20 protein-coding genes are annotated in these 21,715 nt (G+C 72.4%); 13 read left to right on the top strand and 7 right to left on the bottom strand.

Annotated elements, in window-relative coordinates:
* Nucleotides 1-163 precede the first annotated feature (163 nt).
* Together GT358_RS00910 and GT358_RS00905 are read left to right on the top strand one after the other, a co-directional pair.
* Nucleotides 164-700 carry a transglycosylase SLT domain-containing protein gene (locus GT358_RS00910; protein WP_243730667.1) on the top strand — a complete coding sequence of 179 codons (537 nt, stop codon included), beginning with the start codon at nt 164-166 and terminating at the stop codon, nt 698-700.
* Between the two features lie 88 nt (nt 701-788).
* The gene (locus GT358_RS00905) at nt 789-1,652 is read left to right on the top strand and encodes a transglycosylase SLT domain-containing protein (RefSeq protein ID WP_305794518.1); all 864 of its coding nucleotides are present in this window, start codon (nt 789-791) and stop codon (nt 1,650-1,652) included.
* Between the two features lie 6 nt (nt 1,653-1,658).
* Here GT358_RS00905 and GT358_RS00900 read toward each other — a convergent pair whose 3' ends face one another.
* Together GT358_RS00900 and pepN are read right to left on the bottom strand one after the other, a co-directional pair.
* On the bottom strand, nt 1,659-2,519 hold the full coding sequence (locus GT358_RS00900) for a lysophospholipid acyltransferase family protein (RefSeq protein WP_166580689.1): 861 nt from the start codon (nt 2,517-2,519) through the stop codon (nt 1,659-1,661).
* 135 nt (nt 2,520-2,654) lie between these two features.
* Nucleotides 2,655-5,222: an aminopeptidase N gene (gene pepN, locus GT358_RS00895; RefSeq protein WP_166580688.1), complete on the bottom strand. Its 2,568-nt coding sequence runs from the start codon at nt 5,220-5,222 to the stop codon at nt 2,655-2,657.
* Between the two features lie 96 nt (nt 5,223-5,318).
* Between pepN and GT358_RS00890 the strand changes: the two genes are divergently transcribed.
* Entirely contained in the window at nt 5,319-5,783 is a 465-nt protein-coding gene (locus GT358_RS00890; RefSeq protein WP_166580525.1) for a hypothetical protein, read from the top strand.
* Between the two features lie 33 nt (nt 5,784-5,816).
* Nucleotides 5,817-6,056, top strand: a complete 240-nt coding sequence (locus GT358_RS16895; RefSeq protein WP_166580687.1) for a DUF2256 domain-containing protein — start codon at nt 5,817-5,819, stop codon at nt 6,054-6,056.
* Here GT358_RS16895 and GT358_RS00880 read toward each other — a convergent pair.
* Nucleotides 5,945-6,862: an SRPBCC domain-containing protein gene (locus GT358_RS00880; protein ID WP_166580686.1), complete on the bottom strand. Its 918-nt coding sequence runs from the start codon at nt 6,860-6,862 to the stop codon at nt 5,945-5,947. The genes GT358_RS16895 and GT358_RS00880 overlap by 112 nt on opposite strands.
* Nucleotides 6,859-7,200: a helix-turn-helix transcriptional regulator gene (locus GT358_RS00875; RefSeq protein WP_166580685.1), complete on the bottom strand. Its 342-nt coding sequence runs from the start codon at nt 7,198-7,200 to the stop codon at nt 6,859-6,861. Before GT358_RS00875 ends, GT358_RS00880 begins: the two co-directional genes overlap by 4 nt.
* Before the next feature lie 137 nt (nt 7,201-7,337).
* Here GT358_RS00875 and GT358_RS00870 point away from each other — a divergent pair, with 137 nt between their 5' ends.
* Together GT358_RS00870 and GT358_RS00865 are read left to right on the top strand one after the other, a co-directional pair.
* Nucleotides 7,338-9,503, top strand: a complete 2,166-nt coding sequence (locus GT358_RS00870; RefSeq protein ID WP_166580684.1) for a malate synthase G — start codon at nt 7,338-7,340, stop codon at nt 9,501-9,503.
* Between the two features lie 383 nt (nt 9,504-9,886).
* A complete protein-coding gene (locus tag GT358_RS00865) occupies nt 9,887-10,702 on the top strand; it encodes a gamma-glutamyl-gamma-aminobutyrate hydrolase family protein (RefSeq protein ID WP_166580683.1) in 816 nt (271 codons plus the stop codon).
* Nucleotides 10,703-10,727: 25 nt separating this feature from the next.
* Here the strand turns inward: GT358_RS00865 and GT358_RS00860 are convergent, their stop codons facing one another.
* A complete protein-coding gene (locus tag GT358_RS00860; protein ID WP_166580682.1) occupies nt 10,728-11,237 on the bottom strand; it encodes a CAP domain-containing protein in 510 nt (169 codons plus the stop codon).
* Nucleotides 11,238-11,388: 151 nt separating this feature from the next.
* Between GT358_RS00860 and GT358_RS00855 the strand changes: the two genes are divergently transcribed.
* Nucleotides 11,389-12,075: a D-lyxose/D-mannose family sugar isomerase gene (locus tag GT358_RS00855; RefSeq protein ID WP_166580681.1), complete on the top strand. Its 687-nt coding sequence runs from the start codon at nt 11,389-11,391 to the stop codon at nt 12,073-12,075.
* On the opposite strand, the gene kynU is transcribed toward GT358_RS00855, so the two are convergent.
* Nucleotides 12,072-13,265 (bottom strand): kynureninase, encoded by a 1,194-nt coding sequence (gene kynU / locus GT358_RS00850; protein ID WP_166580680.1) that lies wholly within the window; start codon nt 13,263-13,265, stop codon nt 12,072-12,074. The two genes, GT358_RS00855 and kynU, sit on opposite strands and share 4 nt — an antisense overlap.
* Before the next feature lie 155 nt (nt 13,266-13,420).
* On the opposite strand from kynU, the gene GT358_RS00845 reads away from it, so the two are divergent.
* From GT358_RS00845 to GT358_RS00830, 4 genes are all read left to right on the top strand, one after another.
* A complete protein-coding gene (locus GT358_RS00845) occupies nt 13,421-14,752 on the top strand; it encodes an NAD(P)/FAD-dependent oxidoreductase (protein WP_166580679.1) in 1,332 nt (443 codons plus the stop codon).
* Nucleotides 14,753-14,762: 10 nt separating this feature from the next.
* Nucleotides 14,763-15,146 carry a DUF5368 family protein gene (locus GT358_RS00840; protein WP_166580678.1) on the top strand — a complete coding sequence of 128 codons (384 nt, stop codon included), beginning with the start codon at nt 14,763-14,765 and terminating at the stop codon, nt 15,144-15,146.
* 140 nt (nt 15,147-15,286) lie between these two features.
* Nucleotides 15,287-16,858, top strand: coding sequence for a Re/Si-specific NAD(P)(+) transhydrogenase subunit alpha (locus GT358_RS00835; RefSeq protein ID WP_166580677.1), 1,572 nt, complete (start codon nt 15,287-15,289; stop codon nt 16,856-16,858).
* Between the two features lie 16 nt (nt 16,859-16,874).
* Nucleotides 16,875-18,341, top strand: coding sequence for an NAD(P)(+) transhydrogenase (Re/Si-specific) subunit beta (locus GT358_RS00830; RefSeq protein WP_208103277.1), 1,467 nt, complete (start codon nt 16,875-16,877; stop codon nt 18,339-18,341).
* Here GT358_RS00830 and GT358_RS00825 read toward each other — a convergent pair.
* On the bottom strand, nt 18,338-18,913 hold the full coding sequence (locus GT358_RS00825) for a pseudouridine synthase (RefSeq protein WP_166580675.1): 576 nt from the start codon (nt 18,911-18,913) through the stop codon (nt 18,338-18,340). The genes GT358_RS00830 and GT358_RS00825 overlap by 4 nt on opposite strands.
* Nucleotides 18,914-19,178: 265 nt before the next feature.
* Between GT358_RS00825 and GT358_RS00820 the strand changes: the two genes are divergently transcribed.
* Both GT358_RS00820 and GT358_RS00815 read left to right on the top strand, forming a co-directional pair.
* Nucleotides 19,179-20,354: a type III PLP-dependent enzyme gene (locus tag GT358_RS00820; protein ID WP_166580674.1), complete on the top strand. Its 1,176-nt coding sequence runs from the start codon at nt 19,179-19,181 to the stop codon at nt 20,352-20,354.
* A gap of 83 nt (nt 20,355-20,437) precedes the next feature.
* Nucleotides 20,438-21,712: a DUF3422 family protein gene (locus GT358_RS00815; protein ID WP_166580673.1), complete on the top strand. Its 1,275-nt coding sequence runs from the start codon at nt 20,438-20,440 to the stop codon at nt 21,710-21,712.
* Nucleotides 21,713-21,715 lie beyond the last annotated feature (3 nt).

The following is a 21,715-nucleotide window of genomic DNA, read 5'->3' as shown; positions in this document are numbered from 1 at the left end:
GAACCTGCCGAAACCCGCCCTCCGGCGGAGGGGGGAGATTGCGTGCCCGCGGGTGCAGGCGGCTTGTCGTGCACCAATGGAAACAACCGACCGGCCTGCCGTGTTCCGCAAGATCGTCCTGTCCGCCTGCCTGCCCGCCCTGCTCGCGGCCTGCGCCGCCGAAATGCCGCCGGAGGAAACCCCGCCAGAGCCCGAGGCGCTGCCGGTGATGGCGTGGGATCATCAGGGGCCGCATACCAACGAGTGGACGGAGGCGACGCTGGCGGCCCTGCACGAGGAGGGGGCCGTCCTGCTGTCGCAGATCCCGCGGGATATCGGGACGTGGTGCCCCGCCTATGTCCAGGCCGAGCCTTCCCAGCGGGCTGCCTTCTGGGCGGGCCTCCTTTCTGCCCTCGCGCGGTTCGAGAGCACATGGAATCCCAGGGCGGTCGGGGGTGGCGGGCAGTGGTTCGGCCTCGTGCAGATCGCGCCGTCCACGGCCCGCGGCTATGGCTGCGAGGCGCGGTCGGGAGCGGCGCTCACCGACGCGCTCGCCAATCTGGAATGTGCCGTGCGGATTGCGGCCCGGACGGTCACGCGCGACGGCGTGGTGGCGGCCGGCGGCGGCGGATTCGCCGCGGACTGGGGCCCCTTCGCGAGCGCGTCCAAGCGTCAGGAGATGGCCCGCTGGGTGTCGAGCCAGGAGTATTGCCGGGCCTGAGCCCCTCATGCGGCGGCTGAGGCACAGGAGCCAAACGACTGATCGGCGGGGCGAAAGAGTCCCGTTGCAGAATCGGAGGGGGAGCGCGATGGCTTGGGCACGGACGGCAGCTCGCCTGACCCTGGGGGGGTTCCTGGCTGCGACGACCGCGGGGCTGGCGGCCCTTGCCGAGCCGCTGGCCCCGCCCTTGCCCACGGATTGGCATGCCCTGGCCGCCGGACCGGAGGCGCTGCGGGTCTCCGTCGCGTCGTCTGCGCCGCCCCTGCGGCCGGCCGGGCGTCCGCTGGCCATGGTGCGAACAGGTCCGCCGGTTGTGCAGAGCGGAGCCGCGGTGCGGCCGGTCGCCCGGGGTGTGTTCGTGCCGCCGGCCCGCTGGGACGGCCACCGCGAGGGCGAGGACTGGACGATCGCCGCCATGGAGGCGATGGACCGCACGCGTCACGACCTGCGCGACATCGTCCCGGCCGACATCGACGCCTGGTGCCCCGGCTACGAGGACCAGCCGCCCCACTGGCGGGCGGCCTTCTGGGTGGCGACCATCTCGGCCCTGGCCCGCTACGAGAGCACCTGGAACCCCCGTGCCGTGGGCGGAGGGGGCGCCTGGCACGGTCTGCTCCAGATCGCGCCCGCGACGGCGAGGGCCTATGGCTGCGAGGCCAGCACCGGCGCGGCGTTGCAGGACGGCCCGGCCAACGTCGCCTGCGCGGTGCGGATCATGTCGCGGACCGTCGCCCGCGACGGCGTGATCGCCGCGGGCGGGCGCGGCATCGCGGCCGATTGGGGGCCGATGGCCCGGAGCGGTCCGCGCGACGCGATCCGCGCCTGGGTCCGGGAGCAGCCCTTCTGCGAGCGCATCACCGCCGTGGCCGAGGCGCTGCGCCCCTTGGCCCGTCCGCACGGAACGTCCCCCGCGCTCGTCCTTGCGGCGCTGGAGCCGCGTGGCCGCCGCTGAGGGCGGTCAGAACCGCAGCGCGGGCTTGCGCGTCGCGGAGATCATGCTGACCGTGTGATCGGCCCGGCCGCCGAGAGCGAGCGTGGCGCGCCGCAGCATCGCGATTCCCTCGTCCGAGGAGGCAGGCAGCGAGGCGGGACTGATCTCCTCTCCCACCGTGACGACATAGGGTTGGCGGTCCTTGTTCAGCATCTCGTGGAACAGGGTGATGTCCCGCAGCGTCGGGTGGATGAGGTCGAACAGGTAGAACAGCACCGAGTTGCGGGCCCGGATGTTGACCGGGATCACCGGCAGCTCGAACTTGCGGGCCAGCATGGCGGCCGAGGCCATCCAGGGCCGCTCGTGCAGGCGCAGGCCGACCCGCTTGGCCAGCCGGCCGGAGGGGAAGATGATCCCGAGGCGGCCCGCCTCCACCGCGCCCTTGGTGAAAGCCATCGTCTCGCGCGTCTTGGCATGGGTGCGCTTGTCCACGCGCCATTCCACCGGGGCGATGACATCGGCCATCTGCGGCAGGACGCGCAGAATGTCGCGATTGGCGTAGAAGTAGAGGTCGGGCCGCAGCGGCGCGAGCAGGTGCCACAGCACGATGCCGTCGGCGATGCCGGTAGGGTGGTTGGCCACGATCAGGGCCGGTCCGTGGCGCGGGATGTTGTGCAGCCCGCTGGCCGTGACGTCGCGGGCCAGCATCTGGCCGAGTTCGGCCATGAAGTCGTGCGTGGCCATGTCGCGGTAGCGCTCGCCGAGTTCGAGCGTGCGCCGGTAGGACAGCGCCCGGTCCAGCGCCGCCCGCACCGGGCGCACCAGGGGCGATCCGCTCGCCAGCCAGGGGGCGCGTTCCTCGATCAGGGGGTCAATCCGGTCTCGCATATCCGTCACCGGTGGGGTTGCGACTCGCCGGTGGCAGGTGGCGCGCACCCGATCACCAAAATGAGAGGTATTGTCCCCTGCGGGGGACGACAAGCCCTTGCCCGTAAAAGCGGCAGACGACCGCCGGGGTTCCCGTCATGCGAGCATCCGTGCCGTCATCTCGCCCAGATCGCGGGACAGGCCCTCCGCCGCGGCGATCCGTCGCAGCGTGCGCTCGGCCAGGGTGCGGCGCCCGGGCTCCAGCCGACGCCAGGTGTCGAAGGCCGTCGACATGCGCGCCGCCGTCTGCGGGTTCACCCGGTCGAGCCGCAGCAGCCAGTCGGCGAGCAGCGCGTAACCGGCGCCTGTGGGGTTGTGAAAGCCTGCCGGATTGCCCGCCAGAGCACCGAACACGGCCCGGAACCGGTTCGGGTTCTTCCAGTCGAAGAGCGGGTGCCGCGTCAGCCGCTCGGCCGTCGGGACGGCCGCCTCGGGCCGGGCCTGGGCGATCTGGAGCGCGAACCACTTGTCGAGAACCAGCCGCTCGCCCTTCCAGCGCTCGAAGAAGGCGGCCGCCTCCGCCTCCCCGGCTCCGACGGACAGGAGGGTGGAGAGGGCCGCGACGGACTGGGTCATGTTGTCGGCCGAGGCGAAATGCGCGGCGGCGCGCTCGGGACCCTCCACCCGCACCAGAAGGCCGAGAGCGGCATGGGCGAGGGCCCTGCGGCCCGCCTGCTCGGGCGACGGGTCGTAGGGAACGTCGATCCGGGCCTCGTCCCACAGCGCCTGCAGACGGCTGGCGAGGGCATGGGCCAGACGGTCGCGCACGGATTCGTGCGCCGCATGGATCGCGCCGGGGTCCACGGGCTCGCCCCGCTCGTGGACGGCCTGTGCCGTCTCCTCCTCGGACGGCAGGCGCAGCAGGAAGGCGCGATAGCCGGGCGCGAGCCGGCGATCGCCGAGGGCTGCATCAAGGGCCCCCGTCCAGGACGGGGCGGGTTCCTCTCCGGCAAGCGCGCCCAGGAGCGCGGCCCGCGCCAGGGTCTGGCCCGCCTCCCAGCGGTTGAACTCGTCGGTGTCGTGGGCGAGCAGAAAGGCTGCCTCCTCGGCCAGCCGCTCGGGCGGGGCGTCGCGCTCGAGGATCACCGGGGCGGAGAAGCCGCGCAGGATGGACGGGACGGGACGCGCCCCCAGACCCTCCCACCGGAAGGTCTGGCGCGCCTCGGTGAGTTCCAGCACGCGGGTCGGCGCCACCTCCTGGCCATTGGGGCCAAGAAGACCGACAGCGACGGGGATGACCATGGGGGCCTTGTCGGGCTGGCCGGGCGTTGGCGGCACGGTCTGGGACAAGGTGAGGGAGTAGGTGCCGTCCTCCCACGCCTCCTCGGCGCGCAGGCGCGGGGTGCCGGCCTGCGAGTACCAGAGCCCGAACTGTCCGAGGTCGCGGCCCGTCGCGTCCTCGAAGGCCTTGAGCCAGTCCTCGACCGTGGCGGCCTCTCCGTCGTGGCGGCGCAGGTAGAGGTCCACGGCGCGGCGATAGCCCTCCTCGCCCACGAGGCGGCGGAGCATGCCGATGACCTCGGCCCCCTTCTCGTAGACGGTGACGGTGTAGAAGTTGTTGATCTCCTCGAACTCCTCGGGCCGGACGGGGTGGGCCAGCGGGCCCGCATCCTCGCGGAACTGCCGCGCGCGCAGGAGGATGGCATCCCCGATCCGCTTGAGCCCCCGGCCGCGCCGGTCGCCCATGAACTGCTGGTCGCGGAAGACCGTCAGCCCCTCCTTGAGCGAGAGCTGGAACCAGTCGCGGCAGGTGACGCGGTTGCCGGTCCAGTTGTGGAAGTATTCGTGCGCGACGACGCGCTCGATGGATTCGTAGTCGCCGTCCGTCGCCGTCTCGGGCGAGGCGAGGACGAGGGCCGAGTTGAAGATGTTGAGGCCCTTGTTCTCCATCGCACCCATGTTGAAGTCGTCCACGGCGACGATGTTGAACTCGGACAGGTCGTATTCGAGGCCGTATTCCTCCTCGTCCCAGCGCATGGCCGCCTTGAGCGCCTCCATCGCCCAGGCGCAGCGCCCCTCGTCGCCGGGCCGCACCCAGACGGCGAGCGCGACCTCGCGGCCCGAGCGGGTGGTGAAGCGGTCGCGGTGCGCCACAAGCTCGCCCGCGACCAGCGCGAAGAGGTAGGAGGGCTTGGGGAAGGGATCGTCCCATTCGGCCCAGCCCTCGCCGCGCGCCACGGGGTTGCCGTTGGACAGCAGCACCGGCAGGTCGCTCTCGATGCGGACGCGGAAGGGGGCCAGCACGTCGGGGCGGTCGGGGTAGAAGGTGATGCGGCGGAAGCCCTCGGCCTCGCACTGGGTGCAGAAGATCCCGTTGGAGAGATAGAGCCCCTCGAGCCGGGTATTGGCGGCCGGGTCGATCTCGACCGTCGCCTCCCAGGTGAAGGGGCCCGGGGGCACGTCGCAGGTCAGCCCTTCGGGCGTGAGGACGGGCGAGACGGGGCGGCCGTCGATGCGCGCCTCGAGAAGGCGCAGGTCCTCGCCGTGAAGGACGAAGGGGCCTGGCGGGGCGCCCTCGCGCGGGGCAAGGCGCAGGCGGGCCCGGACGCGGGTGGCGCGGGGGGCCAGCACGAAGGCGAGGTCGGTGCGTTCGATCCGCCAGGGAAAGGGACGATAGTCCGACAGGCGCACCGTAGGGCGCGCTGCCTTGGCTTCTGCGCTCATGGAACCTCTGGGGCTTCGTGAACCAAATCCGAGGCCGCGACGTTAGACCCCCGTGGGGGGGGCCGCAAGGCGCCCCCGAACCGCAAGGAGAAGGCCATGTCTGCGCACCGCACGAACATCGACAAGGAGACCCGCCGCCATCGTCCGGCCCTGACGGCCATGCTCGTGGCCGTGGTGTTCGCGTTCGTGCTGTTGGCGGGATTTCTGATCTACCTGTTTGCAGGCGGCAACACGCCCCAGGGCGCGGACACCCAGATCCGCACCGGTGTGGACACGGTGACATCGAGCGGGGCGCCGGACACGGCCGCGTCGGGGACCGGCGCGCCTGCGGGGATCGAGGCCGATACCGGCGTGGCCGGGACAGGCGGCGAGGCCGACCCGGCAGCCGTCACGGTGGCACCCACGACCACCACCGCGCCCGAGACCCCCGCGGGGATCACCGCCGACACCAATCCGGGGCAGAGCCGGGCCTCGATTCCCGTCAATCCCGAAACGGGGGCGCCGGCCGCGCAGGCCGGGCAGGCCGGGGACGACGCCGCTCCGGCCGCGGCCGGGCAGTAGCGGCATCGGCCCGCAGGGGCGGCAGCGCGCGCGATGCGTCGCAAGGGCGATCTGCCTTCCAAGCCTTGCGCGACCTGCGGCCGTCCGATGGTCTGGAGACGGGCCTGGGCCAAGGTCTGGGACGAGGTGCGGCACTGCTCGGAGCGGTGCCGCCGCTCGCTTCACTCTCCGAGCGCACGAGCGAGCTTGTCCAGCGTCTCCGCGCCCCGCGCCTCGAACCCGTGCGAGCGGGCGGCCTCGAGCGAGGCCGCGTCCGGGAAGGTGAGGGTCTGACGCAGGAGCGTGCCGCCCTCGGGGGTGGGTTCGAGCACCACCTCGACCCGCATCGGCGGACCGGACCCCTCGCCGCCGTCCATCAGGAAGACGATGCGCCGGAACGGCTCGAGCGCAATCCAGCGATGGCGGTTGGGAAAGGCCATCCCGTGGCCGCGCATGGTGAAGCGCCACTCGCCCCCCTCGCGGATCCCGATCGCCTCCGTCTCGCATGTCCAGCCCTCGGGTCCGAACCAGCGGGGCAGGGCATCGGGGTCCGTCCAAGCCTGCCAGACCCGCTCGGGCGAGGCCCGGAGGCGGCGAGAGAGGGTAGCGGAGAGGTCCGGTGCCCCGGCCGGGGAAAGCGCGGCGGCGCGGGCGCCGAGCTGATCGGTCATGATGCCCCAGCCGGTGCCGAAGCCCATCGCCTCGTGCGCGGCGGCGGCATCCGCATCCCTGTGCAGGACGGTCACGCGATAGTCGGTCCCGCCGTCCGGGTGACCGGCCATCTCCACGATCGCCGTGAAGACGAACGGCGCATCCCCGGTCGCGGCCGGCCTGAAGCCCGGACCGAGGGCCGAGGTCCAGACCAGGCGCCTTTCCGGGACCACCTCGAGAAAGCAGCCCGGTTCAGACCCGTGCGATTGGCCGTCCACGATCATCTCGACCTGGAAGGCGCCGCCGGGGCGCGGGTCGAGCGCGTGCACGATCGTGGTGACGGGCCGGGGTGCAAACCAGTGCGGCAGCTGTGCGGGGTCAGTCCAGCAGGCCCAGACAGCCGCGGGCGGTGCGGGCAGGACGCGGTGCAGATGCAGGTCGGCGCTCATGGATCGGGGTCCTCGGGAGGGGTGGCGAGATAGGCTTCGAGACGGTCGGTCCGGTCTTCCCACAGCGCCTGCTGGGCTGCGAGCCAGGCATGGGCCGGAGCCAGGGCCCCGGGCCGGAGGGAGCAGAGGCGTTCGCGGCCGCGCTTCTCGGTGCGGATGAGGCCCGATTCCTCCAGACGGCGCAGGTGCTGGAGAAAGGACGGCAGCGCCATCGGGGGGGCCAGCGCGGCCAGGTCGGTCGCGCGGGCAGGTCCCCGGGCCAGCCGGACGAGGACGGCACGCCGGGTCGGGTCGGAGAGGGCGCGGAAGAGGGCGTCAAGCTCCTGTTGGTGAGGCATGTGCCTTTGTATCGCGGACCGGCCCCGGATGCCAGCGAAAAGTGAGGCAGCCGCCTCAGTGATGGAAGGATCTGCCGCTGTGGACAGGCTGGGGGCCTTGCACTACCCCTTGGCCGCGTGAGCAGGGGAGGGGTCGGATGCCGGACAGGGTCGAGCGCGCGGGCCTGCAGGTGGCGCGGGTCATGGCGGAGTTCGTCGAGCAGCAGGCGATCCCCGGCAGCGGCGTGGAGGCAGAGGCCTTCTGGACCGGGCTCTCCGCCCTGGTCCACGAGATGGGGCCGCGCAACCGCGAGCTTCTGGCGGTGCGGGAGCGGCTGCAGAGCCAGATCGACGACTGGCATATCGCGCAGGGCCGCGGCGCCGAGCACGACCCCGAGGATTACGAGGTCTTTCTGCGGGAGATCGGCTATCTGGTTCCCGAAGGTCCCGATTTCCGCATCGAGACGCCGCCCACCGACCCCGAATTCGCCGAGCTGGCCGGCCCGCAGCTCGTGGTGCCCGTGACCAATGCGCGCTTCGCGCTCAACGCAGCCAATGCGCGGTGGGGCTCTCTCTACGATGCGCTCTACGGCACCGACGCGCTGGGCGATCCGCCGCCCCCCGGCCCCTTCGATCCCGAGCGCGGCCGCCGCGTGGTGGGCTGGGTGCGCGACCATCTGGACCGGGTGGCGCCGCTGGCGGGGGCGTCGTGGCGCGACCTGCGCGGTCTGCGGGTCGAGGACGACCGGCTGGTGGCGGAGGTGGCCGGGGACGGGGCCGGGATGCGGCGCACGGGGCTGGCCGATCCGGGGCGGCTGGCGGGCTGGCGCGAGGGGCGGGTGCTGCTGCGCGTCCATGGGCTGCTGCTGGAGATCGTCCTCGACCCGCAGGCGCCCATCGGGCGGGACGATCCCGCGGGCATCGCCGACGTGCGTGCCGAGGCCGCGCTGACCGCGATTATGGATTGCGAGGATTCGGTCGCCTGCGTCGATGCTGAGGACAAGGTGCTGGCCTGGGGCAACTGGCTGGGCCTGATGCGCGGCGATCTGGAGGACACGTTCGAGAAGGGCGGCCGCAGCGTGACGCGCCGCATGAACCCCGATTCCGAGCCCTACCGGACGCCGGGGGGCGGCACCCTCGTGCCGCGGTCGCGCGCGCTGATGCTGGTGCGCAACGTGGGCCACCTGATGACCTCTCCGGCGGTGCTGGACCGCGACGGGCAGGAGGCGTTCGAGGGGCTGCTGGATGCGATGGTGACGGTGCTGTGCGCCTGTCACGACCTGCGGCGCGAGGGGGGCGCGCGCAACACCGCCACGGGCAGCGTCTATGTGGTCAAGCCCAAGATGCACGGGCCCGAGGAGGTCGCCTTTGCCTGCGAGACGTTCGACCGGGTGGAGGCGGCGCTGGGCCTGCCGCGCCTGACCGTCAAGCTGGGCATCATGGACGAGGAGCGGCGCACCTCGGCCAACCTGCGCGAGTGCATCCGGGCGGCGCGCGAGCGGGTCTGCTTCATCAACACGGGATTCCTGGACCGCACGGGGGACGAGATCCACACGTCCATGGAGGCGGGGCCGATGGTCCCCAAGGGGGACATGAAGCGCGAGCCCTGGATCCGTGCCTATGAGGCGCGCAACGTGGAGATCGGCCTGGCCTGCGGGCTGCGGGGCCGGGCGCAGATCGGCAAGGGGATGTGGGCCGCGCCCGACCTCATGGGCGCGATGCTGCGCGAGAAGATCGCCCATCCCGAAGCGGGCGCCAGCACGGCCTGGGTTCCCTCGCCCACCGCGGCCGTGCTTCATGCGACGCATTACCACCTGGTCGATGTCGCCGCCCGGCAGGAGGCCATCGCGGCCAACGGCACGCAGGCCAGCCTGCGCGACCTGCTGACGATCCCGCTGCTGGGCGGGCGCAACCTGTCCGACGAGGAGGTGGCGCGCGAGGTGGACAACAACTGTCAGGGCATCCTGGGCTACGTGGTCCGCTGGATCGATCAGGGGATCGGCTGTTCCAAGGTTCCCGACATCCACGATGTGGGCCTGATGGAGGACCGCGCGACCTGTCGCATCTCCTCGCAGGCGCTGGCCAACTGGCTCCATCACGGGGTGGTGGACGAGGAGCGCGTCATGGCCGCCTTGCGGCGCATGGCCGAGGTGGTGGACCGGCAGAACGCGGGCGATCCCCTCTACCGGCCCATGGCACCGGGCTTCGACGGCATCGCCTTCCAGGCCGCCTGCGACCTCGTGTTCAAGGGCCGTCTCCAGCCCTCGGGCTACACCGAGCCGGTGCTGCACCGGCGCCGGCTGGAGCGCAAGGCCGCGGCCTGAGCCGCCCGCGGCGGGTGCGGACCCGTCGGCGCGGCGGGGCGGTGCGCTCCGCCAGCGCGGAGGCGGAAGGCCGGCGGCGCGGGCGGCGCGGGCGCGCTGGGCGAAGGTGGCGAGCGGCATGGCGGAATCCGTGGATCTGATGGGCGCGTGGTGTCCGTCAGCCTGCCGGGGAAAGGTTAACAAATCCTTGAGGCACCGCGCGCACCAGGGCCGATTCGCGCAACACCCCCGTCCGCGGGACGCCGCGGGGCCGGTCGGGGCGGCGGCGGGGTGCCCGATCGCAAGGCGGTTGCGCGCCGGTGCGCAGCCGCTCGCGGCTCCGTGCCCTTCCGGCCGCCCGGGCCGTGCCCTAGATTGCGGGAATCGAAAGGAGCCCCTGTCCGATGCGCCCCGTCCCGCGCCCGTCCGACCGTCCGGCCACCCGTCGCCCCGTGGTCGGGATCGTGTCCAACAGCCATCTCATCAACGACGAGTATCCCGCGCATGCGGGCGGGACGATGAATTCCTGCGCGGTGGCGCATGTGGCGGGCTGCCTGCCTCTCCTGATCCCGTCGGACCCGTCGCTGGTGACGGTGGAGGAGCTGCTGGAGGTCTGCGACGGCTTCCTGCTGACGGGGGGGCGGCCCAACGTCCATCCCGAGGAATACGGCGAGGTGGAGACCCCGGCGCATGGCAGCTTCGACCGGCTGCGCGATGCGGTGACGCTGCCGCTGATCCGGGCCTGCGTGGAGAGGGGCCAGCCGTTCCTGGGCGTCTGCCGGGGGTTCCAGGAGGTCAACGTGGCCCTGGGCGGCACGCTCTGGCCCGAGATCCGCGACCTGCCGGGGCGCGACAACCACCGGATGCCGCCAGAGGGGACGCTGGAGGAGAAGTTCGCGCTGCGCCACAAGGTGACCTTCACCGAAGGCGGACCCTTCCACCGCCTGCTCGGCACGCGCGAGGTGATGACCAACACGCTGCACGGGCAGGGGATCAAGGCGCCGGGGCCGCGCATCGTCATCGACGGCGTGGCGCCCGACGGCACGGCTGAGGCGCTCTATGTGCGGGACGCGCCGGGCTTCACGCTCTCGGTGCAGTGGCATCCCGAATGGAATGCGGCCACCGATCCCGTCTCGCGCCCGCTCTTCGAGGCCTTCGGGGAGGCCGTTCATGCCTGGGCCGCGGGCGAGCGGCCGGTGGCCGGCCGGCTGAGCGCCTGATCGCCCGGGAGCGCGCGGGGGCGGGCTACTTCTCGGCGCCGAGCATGAGCACCCAGCTCCGTCCCTCGCGGCCGAGGCCGAAATCCTCGGCCCGGGGGTCGAGCATGTTGGCGCGGTGGCTGGGCGAGCGCATCCAGGCCTCGGCCACCTGGGCGTTCGAGCGGTGCCCCCAGGCGAGGTTCTCGGCCACCCAGCGGTAATCGTAGCCCGCGGCGCGGGCGCGCTCGCCCACGGTGCGGCCGTCGGCGCGGTGACCGAGGCGGCCGGGCGTGCGCTCGAGCACCGTGGCGTAGTCCTGCGCGGCGCGGTTCAGGCGGCCATCCATCGCGAGCGCGCCCTGCCCGTTGTCGCGTCGCAGACCGGTCAGGATGTCCCCGAAGGCGGCGCGGTCGAGCGGTTCGAGGTCGCGGGCCGGTCGGCGCGGATCGGGACCGGAATCGCCGCCGATGCCGGCGCCGGACGAGCAGGCCGCGAGCGCGAGGCAGAGGCCGGCCGCGAGCGCAAGCCTCCGGGGCGGGGAGAAGGCGGGGGACATGGCGACTCCTCGGCTGCGGGTGAATACAACCTGCGGTAGAATCGGCTGCGTGGCAACCGCCAAACGGCGCGGACCGGCCCGGGGGGCCGGATGCGGTGGATTCCGGCCGGCGGGACGCCTAAAGCTCGGGCAGGCAGAGGGAGGGAGTGCCATGCAGCGCAGCCGGGTCAACGCGATCATCCGCGAGGCGGAGGGGATCATCCGCCATCACGGCTTTACCCTGCCGCCCTTCGCGAACTGGACGCCGGACGAGTTCCGCCGGCGCGCGCCCGAGGCGCGGGCGATCATCGATGCGCGACTGGGCTGGGACATCACGGATTTCGGGGGTGGCGACTACGACCGGATGGGCCTGTTCCTGTTCACGCTGCGCAACGGGCGGCTGGAGGACCTGCGCGCGGGGCGGGGGATGTGCTATGCCGAGAAGCTGCTGATCTGCCATGACGGGCAGCTGTCGCCCCACCACACGCACGTCATCAAGGCCGAGGACATCATCAACCGCGGCGGGGCCGACCTGATCGTGGAGCTGCACGGGTCGGACGAGGAGGGGCGGTTCTCGGAGAGCGCGGGCGGCACGGTGATGTGCGACGGGATCGCGCGGCCCTATCGCGCGGGCGAGCGGCTGCGGCTGCGCCCGGGCGAGAGCGTGACGCTGCTGCCGGGCGATTGGCACGCCTTCTGGGGCGAAGGAGGCACGGTGCTGGTGGGCGAGGTCAGCACCGTCAACGACGACGAGACCGACAACGTGTTCCGCGATCCGATCGGGCGGTTCAGCGCGATCGAGGAGGACGAGCCGCCCCTGCGCCTGCTGGTCAGCGACTATGCGGCTTGGCTGCGCTAGGTGACGGCGGCGCGGCGCCGGAAGGCGGGGTCCTCCCACAGGCGGCGGCCCATCACCTCGGCGAGCGCCTCCACGGCGCGGTCGATCTCGGCCTCGCCCAGGTAGAGGGGGGTGATGCCGAAGCGCATGATGTCGGGGGCGCGGAAGTCGCCCACGACGCCGCGCGCGATGAGCGCCTGCATGGCCGCATAGCCCTCGGGGTGGCGGAAGCTGACCTGGCTGCCGCGCAGCGCGGGCTCGGGCGGGGTGGCGAGGGAGAGGTCCGGGCAGGCCGCGAGCGCGCCGCGGATCAGCCGGTCGCCCAGCTCGAGCGAGCGGGCGCGCAGGTCGTGGAGATCCACGCCGTCCCAGACGTCGAGCGCGGCGTCGAGCGCGGCCATGGCGAGGACGGGCGGCGTGCCGACGCGGAAGCGTCCGACCCCCGCGGCGGGGGCATAGGCGAGGTCGAAGGCAAAGGGGGCGCGGTGGCCCAGCCAGCCCTGGAGCGCGGCCGGCGCGGCCTCGGCATGGCGGGGCGCGACGGAAAGGAAGGCGGGTGCACCGGGGCCGCCGTTGAGGAACTTGTAGGTGCAGCCCACGGCGAAGTCGGCGCCCCCGCTGGCCGTCTCCACGGGAAAGGCGCCGGCCGAATGGGCGAGGTCCCAGACGGCGAGAGCCCCCATCGCATGCGCCCGCGCGGTCAGGCGGGGCAGGTCGTGGCGGCGGCCGGTGCGGTAATCCACCTCGGTCACGAGGAGCACGGCCACCTCCTCGGTGATCGCGTCCTCGAGCGCCTCGGGCTCGGCGAGGCGGAGCGCGTAGCCCTCGCCCAGGGTGCGCAGGAGGCCCTCGGCCATGTAGAGGTCGGACGGGAAGTTGCCGGTGTCGGACAGGACGATCCTGCGGGTCGGGTTGAGGGCGAGGGCGGCGGCGAGCGCCTGATAGACCTTGATCGACAGCGTGTCGCCGACGACCGTGTGGCCGGGCGCGGCGCCGATCAGCCGGCCGATGCGATCGCCCAGGGAGAGGGGCAGGTCCATCCAGCCGCACCGGTTCCAGCCCCCGATCAGCTCGTGCCCCCATTCCCGGAGAACCCGGTCCATGCGCGCGCGCGCCGCCCGCGGCAGGGGGCCGAGCGAGTTGCCGTCGAGATAGGCGAGACCGGGCGGCAGGTCGAAGAGCGCGCGGGTCCGGGCAAAATCGGTGGGCATGGGGCGGAGTCCTTTCTCACCGGCGGCTCTAGCGCAATCGTGCACGGCTGCCCAGCGGAAGCGGGGTTGCAGCGGGAACGCCGCTGTTGCATACAGAAGTATGAAAATGTGAATATTACGGGCGCGCCGGATGGCAGCGCGCGAGGGAGGATGGCATGGAGGACGCAGACGGACACGGGCGGGTCCGGCTGGACCGGCGGGCCGTTCTGGGGCTGGGGCTGGGCCTTGGCGCGGCGGGACTGGCGGGATGGGGACGGCCGGCGGCGGCGCAGGTGCGCACGCAGGCCCGCATCGTGATCGCGGGCGCGGGGGCCGCGGGCCTGTCGATGGCCAGCCGCCTGGCGGCCGGGCTGGAGGGCGCCGCGATCACGCTGGTGGACGGGCGGGCGGAGCATCACTACCAGCCCGGCTACACGCTGGTGGGGGCGGGGGTGCGGCCGCCCTCCTATGTGCTGTCGCGGACGCGCGACTACGTCCCGCGGGGGGTCACGCTGATCGAGGAAGCGGCCGCCGAGATCGATCCGGAGGCGAACACCGTCGTCACCGCCTCGGGCCAGCGGCTTCCTTACGACTATCTTGTGGTCGCCACGGGGCTCGAGCTGAACTACGCCGGCATCGAGGGGATGGATGTCGGGCTGATCGGCACGAACGGGATCGGGTCGGTCTATGCCGGGGCGCAGGCGGCGCGCGCCACCTACGAGGCGATGTCGGCCTTTGCCGATCGGGGAGGCGTGGCGCTGTTCGGCCGCCCGCCGGGCGAGATGAAATGCGCGGGCGCGCCGCTGAAATACGCCTTCATCGTGGAGGACATCCTGACGCGGCGGGGCACGCGCGCGGGGTCGGAGCTGATCTATCACGCCCACAACACGGTGCTGTTCGGCGTGCCCATCGTCTCGGAGCGGGTGCGGATGCTCTACGACCAGCGCGGGATCGGGGTGCGCTACGAGCATGTGCTGAAGGCCGTCGATCCGGGGCGGCGGATCGCCACCTATGCGACGCCCCAGGGCGACGTGGAGCAGGGCTGGGACTTCATCCATGTGGTGCCGCCGATGCGGGCCGTGCCGGCCGTGCGCAACAGCCCGCTGCCCTGGCGGGAGGGCAACTGGGCGGCGGACGGCTATCTGGAGGTGGACCGCGCCACCCTGCGCCATGTCCGCTATCCCAACGTCTTCGCCGTGGGCGACACGGCCGGGGTGCCCAAGGGCAAGACGGCCGCGAGCGTCAAGTGGCAGGTGCCGGTCGTCACCGACCACCTGGTCGCCGATCTGGCCGGGCGGCAGAGCGGGGCGGCCTATGACGGCTACACCTCGTGCCCGCTGATCACGCGGATCGGGCGGGCCATGCTGATCGAGTTCGACTACAACGACAACCTCGTGCCGTCCTTTCCCGGCCTGATCGCGCCGCTGGAGGAGCTGTGGATCCCCTGGGTGATGAAGGAGACCGCGCTGAAGGCCACCTATGTCGCCATGCTGCGCGGCCGCGCCTGAGGAGGAGCCCATGAGCGAGATCACACCCGGCGTCCTGTGGGCCGTGTTCTGGGAGATGCTGGGCCTGTGGCTGCCCGTGCTGATCGCGGCCGCCGTGCTGGTGACGGTGCTGTTCGTCCTGGTGCTGCGGCGCGACGGACTGCGCTTCCGCCGGCTGGTGGGAAGCCAGGTGGCGGGGCTGGCCGGCGGGCTGGCGGCGCTCGTCTTCATGTGGGCGGTCACCAATTCGTCGCCGCGCGACGTGGGCGGGCCCGTGGACGTGCTGCTGCTGCTGGGCATCTACCTTCTGGGCTGGGGCGGGGGCACGATGCTGTTCTATGCGCTGGCGGGTCTTGCGGCTCGGCGGCGCGCGCGACAGCCCGCCGCGCGGCCGGTGCCGCGGCAGGCGGCCTGAGCGGCGCCGTGGTCGGCCTGCGACAGCGGCCGGCCGCCGGTGCGGCGGCGCAGCCATCGCGCGCTTGTGAAGCCGCGGGGCAGCGGGGTAAGCATCCGGGGCCGGGGCACGGCGCCGGCTGAACGGGGCGGGGGCAGGTCATGAAGGTCGGCGCGCTGCGGGAGACCGCGCCGGGCGAGGCGCGGGTGGCGATGACGCCGGCCTCGGCCCGGGAGATCGCGAAGCTGGGGCATCTGTGCCTGATCGAGTCCGGCGCGGGCGAAGCGGCGGGATTTTCCGACGACCTCTACCGCGAGGCGGGGGTGGAGGTCGTGCCGGACGCGGCCGCGCTGCTGACCTTTGCCGATGTGGTGGTCAAGGTGCGTCCGCCCGAACCCGGGACGGTGGAGCGGCTGCGCGAGGGGCAGACGCTGATCTCGTTCATCTATCCGGCGCAGAACGCGGAGCTTCTGGACATCGCCCGCGAACGGGGGGCGACGCTGATCGCGATGGACATGGTGCCGCGCATCAGCCGGGCGCAGAAGATGGACGCGCTCTCCTCGATGGCCAACATCGCGGGCTATCGCGCCGTGGTGGAGGCGGCCGGAGCCTTTCCGCGGTTCCTGGCCGGGCAGGTGACGGCGGCGGGCAAGGTGCCGCCCGCGCGCGTCCTGGTGATCGGGGCAGGGGTTGCGGGGCTCGCGGCCATCGGCACGGCGGTGTCGCTGGGCGCGGTGGTGCAGGCCTTCGACGTGCGGCCCGAAGTGGCCGAGCAGATCGAGTCGATGGGCGCGTCCTTCGTGTTCCTCGACTTCGACGAGGCGCAGGACGGGGCCGCGACGGGGGGCTATGCCGCGCCCTCCTCGCCCGAGTTCCGCGAGAAGCAGCTGGCCAAGTTCCGCGAGCTGGCGCCCGAGGTGGACATCGTCATCACCACGGCGCTGATCCCCGGCCGGCCCGCGCCGGTCCTGTGGACGCGGGACATGGTGGAGGCGATGAAGCCCGGATCGGTGATCGTGGACCTGGCGGCCGAGCGCGGCGGCAATTGCGAGCTGACCGTGCCGGACGAGCGCTTCACGACCGAGAACGGCGTGACGGTGATCGGCTATACCGACTTTCCGTCGCGCATGGCGGCGCAGGCCTCGAGCCTTTATGCGACGAACATCCGGCACCTTCTGGCCGATCTCACGCCCGCGCGCGACGGGACCATCGTCCACGACATGGAGGACGACGTGATCCGCGGCGCCACGGTGGTGCATGCGGGCGTTGTGACCTATCCGCCGCCGCCGCCCAAGGTCCCCGCGATCGCGCCGCGCAAGCCGGTACCCAAGCCGCGGGAGCCCAGCCCGGAGGAGCGGCGGGCGGCGGAGCTGGCGCGATTCCGCGGCGAGACGCGGCGGCAGGTCGCGCTGATCGCGGCGGGGGCGGCGGTGCTGTTCCTGCTGGGCCTGGTCGCGCCGGCGAGCTTCATGGCGCATGTGATCGTCTTCGCGCTGGCCTGCTTTGTGGGCTTTCAGGTCATCTGGGGCGTGAGCCACGCGCTGCACACGCCGCTGATGGCGGTGACCAACGCCATCTCGGGCATCATCATCCTGGGCGCGCTGTTGCAGGTGGGGTCCGGCAACGGGCTGGTCGTGGTCCTGTCGGCGATCGCGATCCTGATCGCCTCGGTCAACATCGTGGGGGGGTTCCTCGTGACGCGGCGCATGCTGTCGATGTTCCAGCGGTCCTGAGATGACGACGGGATTCCTGGGAAGCGGCGTGGTCGGCGCCGCCTATGTCGTCGCGGCGATCCTGTTCATCCTGTCGCTGGGCGGGCTGAGCAATCAGGAGAGCGCCAAGCGAGCGGTCTGGTACGGGATCGCCGGCATGGCGGTCGCGGTGCTGGCCACGATACTGGCGCCGGGCGTGGCAAACCTCTGGGTCGTGCTGCTGACGGTGGCGCTGGGGGCGGTGGCCGGAATCGTCGTTGCGGCGCGGGTGCGCATGACCGAGATGCCGCAGCTGGTGGCGGCGCTGCACAGCTTCGTGGGTCTGGCGGCGGTGTTCATCGGCTGGAACGCCGATTTCGAGCTGAGCCGGGTCGCGCGGCTGCAGGCGCAGGCGGCGGCCGGGATCGAGGGCGCGGCGGCGCAGATCGCGGCGCTTGGAGGCTTTGCCGCCGTGATCGCGCAGAAGACCGCGGCCGAGGTCAACATCCTCCTGGGTGAGGTGGGCCTGGGCGTCTGGATCGGGGCGGTGACGTTCACGGGCTCGGTCGTCGCCTTCGGCAAGCTGGCGGGGCGGATCGATTCGCGGGCGCGGCAGCTGCCCGGCGGGCACTGGCTGAACCTGGGCGCGGCCGTGGGGTCGGCGGCGCTGTTCGTCCTCTATCTGGCGACGGGCTGGTTCCTGTGGCTGTTCCTGCTCGCGGCGCTGGGCTTCTTCATCGGCTGGCACCTGATCATGGGGATCGGGGGGGCGGACATGCCGGTGGTCGTCTCCATGCTCAACAGCTATTCGGGCTGGGCAGCGGCGGCGATCGGCTTTACGCTGGGCAACGACCTGCTGATCGTGACGGGGGCTCTGGTCGGCGCGTCGGGCGCGATCCTGAGCTACATCATGTGCCGCGCGATGAACCGGTCCTTTGTCAGCGTGATCCTGGGGGGCTTCGGCAACGCCCCGCAGAGCGCGCAGGCCATCGATGGCGAGATGGTCGCCATCGATCCGGACGGCGCGGCCGCCCTGCTGGAGGAGGCGCAGTCCGTCGTGATCGTGCCGGGCTACGGCATGGCGGTGGCGCAGGCGCAGGCGGCGGTGGCGGAACTCACCCGGCGGCTGCGGGCGCGGGGCAAGACGGTGCGCTTCGGCATCCATCCCGTCGCGGGGCGCCTGCCCGGGCACATGAACGTGCTGCTGGCCGAGGCCAAGGTGCCCTACGACATCGTCCTCGAGATGGACGAGATCAATGACGACTTCCCCTCGACCGACGTGGCGGTGGTGATCGGGTCCAACGACATCGTCAACCCGGCCGCGCAGGAGGACCCCGGATCGCCCATCGCGGGCATGCCCGTGCTGGAGGTCTGGAAGGCGCGGCACGTGATCGTGCTCAAGCGCGGGCAGGGGACGGGCTATTCGGGCATCGAGAACCCGCTGTTCTTCCGCGAGAACACGCGGATGCTCTATGGCGACGCCAAGTCCTCGCTCGAGGCGCTCCTGGGGCGGATCGCGGCCTAGCGGTGGCGGGGGGCGAGGGCGGGAGGGACTGGCTCCTCGCGCCACTGGCCCGGTGCGAGGCCGTCCAGCGCCCACGGCCCGATGCGCACGCGCACGAGGCGCAGCGTGGGCAGGCCGACATGCGCCGTCATGCGGCGGACCTGGCGGTTGCGCCCCTCGGCGATCGTGATCTCGAGCCACGAATCGGGCACGGTGAGGCGCACGCGGATCGGGGGGTCGCGCGGGGGAAGGTCCGGGGGCGGGATGCGCCGGACGCGGGCCGGGCGCGTGGGGCCGTCCGCGAGGACCACGCCGCGGCGGAGGGGTTCGAGATCGGCCTCGGACGGGTCGCCCTCCACTTGGGCCCAGTAGGTCTTGGGCATCCTGGTGCGGGGATCGGCGATGCGCGCCTGAAGCCGGCCGTCGTCGGTGAGCGCGAGCAGCCCCTCGCTGTCGCGGTCGAGGCGGCCTGCGGGGTAGAAGCCGGGCGGCAGGCCGAGCGCCGAGAGGGTGGCGCGCGGGGCGGGGCTGCGCGCGTCGGTGAATTGCGACAGCATCCCCCAAGGCTTGTGGACGAGCAGGAGGCGGGCCATGCGGCGGGGGTGGCACAGGCCCGCGGCGGCGTCAAACGGGCTCCGGCGGATCAGCGGGTTATCCGGCTGCGCGGCGACGCGGCGGAAAAACGCGGCGGTGCGGCAAGAAGGGGCTTGATCGGTTCGCCGAATGGCCCCATGTGGGCGCCACAGACGCCAACGCACGCGCCTCTGGCCACACGCTCTCGGGTTCATGCAGCGACGGTAACGTCTCCCTTGGAATGAACCGGGCCCTTCGGGGTCCTTCGTCTGTCGGAGATGACCGATGACCGTGCTGCATGCGGGGGCCGCGGCCCCGTCGCACACCTTTGACGTCCCCTCGCGGCTTGAAGCCTTCTGCCGGAACGCGGCGTTCGACCGCCCGACGCTGGTGCTCGACACCGACCGGGTCGAGGCGCAGTATCGCGCGCTGAAGGCGGGGCTGGGGGCGGCCGACATCCATTATGCCGTCAAGGCCAACCCGCACCCGGCGATCCTGCGCCGGCTGGTCTCGCTCGGGTCGCATTTCGACGCGGCCTCCGTGGGCGAGATCGCGCTCTGCCTCGAGGCGGGGGCGCGGCCGGATCAGATCAGCTTCGGCAACACGATCAAGCGGCTGCGGGACATCGCTTGGGCCCACGAGCGGGGCATCGCGCTGTTTGCGGCCGATGCCGAGGAGGAGCTCGAGAAGATCGCCGAGGCTGCGCCGGGGGCGGAGGTGTATATCCGCCTCGTCGTCGAGCTGTCGATGGCGGACTGGCCGCTCACGCGCAAGTTCGGCTGCGACGGGCCCACCGCGCTGCGCCTGATGGCGCGGGCGCGGGAGCTGGGACTGCGCCCCGTGGGCCTGTCGTTCCATGTGGGCAGCCAGACGCGCCGGTCGGAGATGTGGGCGCCGACGCTGGACGCGGTGGCGGCGGTCTGGGCCGAGGCGCAGGCGCGCGGCTTCGGCCTGACGCTGCTCAACATCGGCGGAGGCTTTCCGGCCTTCTACGGCGAGACGATCGAGGCGCCGACCGAGTATGCCGCGGGCGTCATGGCCATGGTGCGCGAACGCATGGGCGAGGTGCCGCGCGTGATGGCTGAGCCGGGCCGCGGCCTCGTGGCCGAGGCGGGGATGATCGCGGCGGAGGTGGTGCTGGTGTCGCGCAAGTCGGACCGGGACCTGCACCGCTGGGTCTATCTGTCGATCGGGCGCTTCTCGGGTCTGGCGGAGACGGAGGGCGAGGCGATCCGCTACCAGTTCGCGACCGAGCGGGACGGAGACCCGGTCGGGCCCTGCATCGTTGCGGGACCGAGCTGCGATTCGGCGGACGTGCTCTACGAGAAGCGGCCCGTGAACCTGCCCCTGACGCTCCGGGCGGGCGACCGGGTGCTGATCCGCAACACGGGCGCCTATACGAGCACCTATTCGTCCGTCTGCTTCAACGGCTTTCCGCCGCTCGAGGTGGTGGCGATCTGAGGGCGTGGCGGCGCCGCACCTGGGCCGCATCGCTGCTGCCGGGCTGCATTGCGGCGGCCCGGCCTGCCCAGCAGAGTGCCCCCATGCCCGGTCTTGCCGATCATCCGCTTCGCCTTCATCTGGCCAACGAGCTGCACGCGCGGCCCTTTCCGGCCGTGCAGGCACCCGGCTGGGCGGTGCTGCTGGCGCTGATGCCGCCGCAGGAGGCCGCGAGCCGGGACCGCGAGGCGGAGCGGGCGCATCTTCTGGACCTTCTCGACCGATTCGGGGCCCCGCACCCTCCGCCGGGGGCGACGCACTGGTACGGCCGGCTGGGGCGGCACGCCCTGAAATGGGAGAGCCATACGGAGTTCGTCACCTACACGCTGCTGGGCGAGGACAGCCGGCGCCCCTTTGATCCGGCCCTCTTCGAGGGCTTCCCGCCCGACTGGCTGGCCGCCGCGCCCGCCCCGCGGCTGACCTCGGCCCTGCTGCATCTGGAGCGGGCCGAGACCGACGAGGGGATCGCCGCCGCGGCCGAGGGGTGGTTCGTGCCCGAATCGCTTGTCCTGTCGCGGATGCTCGACGACGAGATCGTGGCGGCGACCGATTTCCGGATCGATCCGGCCGGCCATGTCCGCTTCGCCATCTGGGCGCGGCCGGGCGCCGGTCCGCTGCGGATCGGGCGGGTCGTGCAGCGGCTGTGCGAGATCGAGACCTACAAGGCGGTCTCCATGCTGGGCTTTGCCTGCGCGCGCGGCATGGGAGCGGAACTGACGGGGATCGAGGGGCGCCTGTCGGCGCTGGTGGCCGGGATGGCAGGCTCGGAACAGGCGGAGGAATCGCTGCATGCCCTGCTCGACGTCTCCGCGCTGCTCGAGGCGCTGATCGCGCGCTCCTCGTTCCGGATGGGGGCGACGGAAGCCTACGAGGCGCTCGTGCATCAGCGGGTTGCGGCGCTGCGCGAGACGCGGTTCGAGGGACGCCAGACTCTGGCCGAGTTCATGGCGCGGCGCTTCGATCCGGCGATGCGGACGGCGGCCTCCACCCGCCGGCGCCTCGAGGCCATGGCCCAGCGGGCGGTGCGGGCGGGCGACCTGCTGCGCACGCGGGTGGACGTGGAGCGCAGCCGCCAGAATCAGGCCCTGCTGGAGAGCATGGACCGCCGCGCCGACCTGCAGCTGCGGCTGCAGCACACGGTGGAGGGCCTGTCGGTGGTAGCGATCAGCTATTACGCCGTGGGGCTGCTCCTGTATCTGCTGGGGCCCGCTGCCGAGGTGCTCGGCAAGACCTGGACGGCGGCGGTGGTCACGCCGCTGGTCGTGGTCGCCGCCTGGGCCGGCCTGCGGCGGGTGCGCCGCCGGATCGGCCCGCACTGAGCG

The organism is Rubellimicrobium sp. CFH 75288, from assembly GCF_009904055.1.
Classification (GTDB): Bacteria; Pseudomonadota; Alphaproteobacteria; order Rhodobacterales; family Rhodobacteraceae; genus Rubellimicrobium.
Note: the sequence above shows the minus strand (reverse complement) of the source record. Positions and strands in the feature narration are given on the sequence as shown.

Bases quoted from the DNA above. Each gene is read 5' to 3' on its own strand.
- GT358_RS00910 (WP_243730667.1), top strand. From the start codon at position 164: ATGCCGCCGGAGGAAACCCCGCCAGAGCCCGAGGCGCTGCCGGTGATG.
- GT358_RS00905 (WP_305794518.1), top strand. From the start codon at position 789: ATGGCTTGGGCACGGACGGCAGCTCGCCTGACCCTGGGGGGGTTCCTG.
- GT358_RS00900 (WP_166580689.1), bottom strand. From the start codon at position 2,519: ATGCGAGACCGGATTGACCCCCTGATCGAGGAACGCGCCCCCTGGCTG.
- pepN (WP_166580688.1), bottom strand. From the start codon at position 5,222: ATGAGCGCAGAAGCCAAGGCAGCGCGCCCTACGGTGCGCCTGTCGGAC.
- GT358_RS00890 (WP_166580525.1), top strand. From the start codon at position 5,319: ATGTCTGCGCACCGCACGAACATCGACAAGGAGACCCGCCGCCATCGT.
- GT358_RS16895 (WP_166580687.1), top strand. From the start codon at position 5,817: ATGCGTCGCAAGGGCGATCTGCCTTCCAAGCCTTGCGCGACCTGCGGC.
- GT358_RS00880 (WP_166580686.1), bottom strand. From the start codon at position 6,862: ATGAGCGCCGACCTGCATCTGCACCGCGTCCTGCCCGCACCGCCCGCG.
- GT358_RS00875 (WP_166580685.1), bottom strand. From the start codon at position 7,200: ATGCCTCACCAACAGGAGCTTGACGCCCTCTTCCGCGCCCTCTCCGAC.
- GT358_RS00870 (WP_166580684.1), top strand. From the start codon at position 7,338: ATGCCGGACAGGGTCGAGCGCGCGGGCCTGCAGGTGGCGCGGGTCATG.
- GT358_RS00865 (WP_166580683.1), top strand. From the start codon at position 9,887: ATGCGCCCCGTCCCGCGCCCGTCCGACCGTCCGGCCACCCGTCGCCCC.
- GT358_RS00860 (WP_166580682.1), bottom strand. From the start codon at position 11,237: ATGTCCCCCGCCTTCTCCCCGCCCCGGAGGCTTGCGCTCGCGGCCGGC.
- GT358_RS00855 (WP_166580681.1), top strand. From the start codon at position 11,389: ATGCAGCGCAGCCGGGTCAACGCGATCATCCGCGAGGCGGAGGGGATC.
- kynU (WP_166580680.1), bottom strand. From the start codon at position 13,265: ATGCCCACCGATTTTGCCCGGACCCGCGCGCTCTTCGACCTGCCGCCC.
- GT358_RS00845 (WP_166580679.1), top strand. From the start codon at position 13,421: ATGGAGGACGCAGACGGACACGGGCGGGTCCGGCTGGACCGGCGGGCC.
- GT358_RS00840 (WP_166580678.1), top strand. From the start codon at position 14,763: ATGAGCGAGATCACACCCGGCGTCCTGTGGGCCGTGTTCTGGGAGATG.
- GT358_RS00835 (WP_166580677.1), top strand. From the start codon at position 15,287: ATGAAGGTCGGCGCGCTGCGGGAGACCGCGCCGGGCGAGGCGCGGGTG.
- GT358_RS00825 (WP_166580675.1), bottom strand. From the start codon at position 18,913: ATGGCCCGCCTCCTGCTCGTCCACAAGCCTTGGGGGATGCTGTCGCAA.
- GT358_RS00820 (WP_166580674.1), top strand. From the start codon at position 19,179: ATGACCGTGCTGCATGCGGGGGCCGCGGCCCCGTCGCACACCTTTGAC.
- GT358_RS00815 (WP_166580673.1), top strand. From the start codon at position 20,438: ATGCCCGGTCTTGCCGATCATCCGCTTCGCCTTCATCTGGCCAACGAG.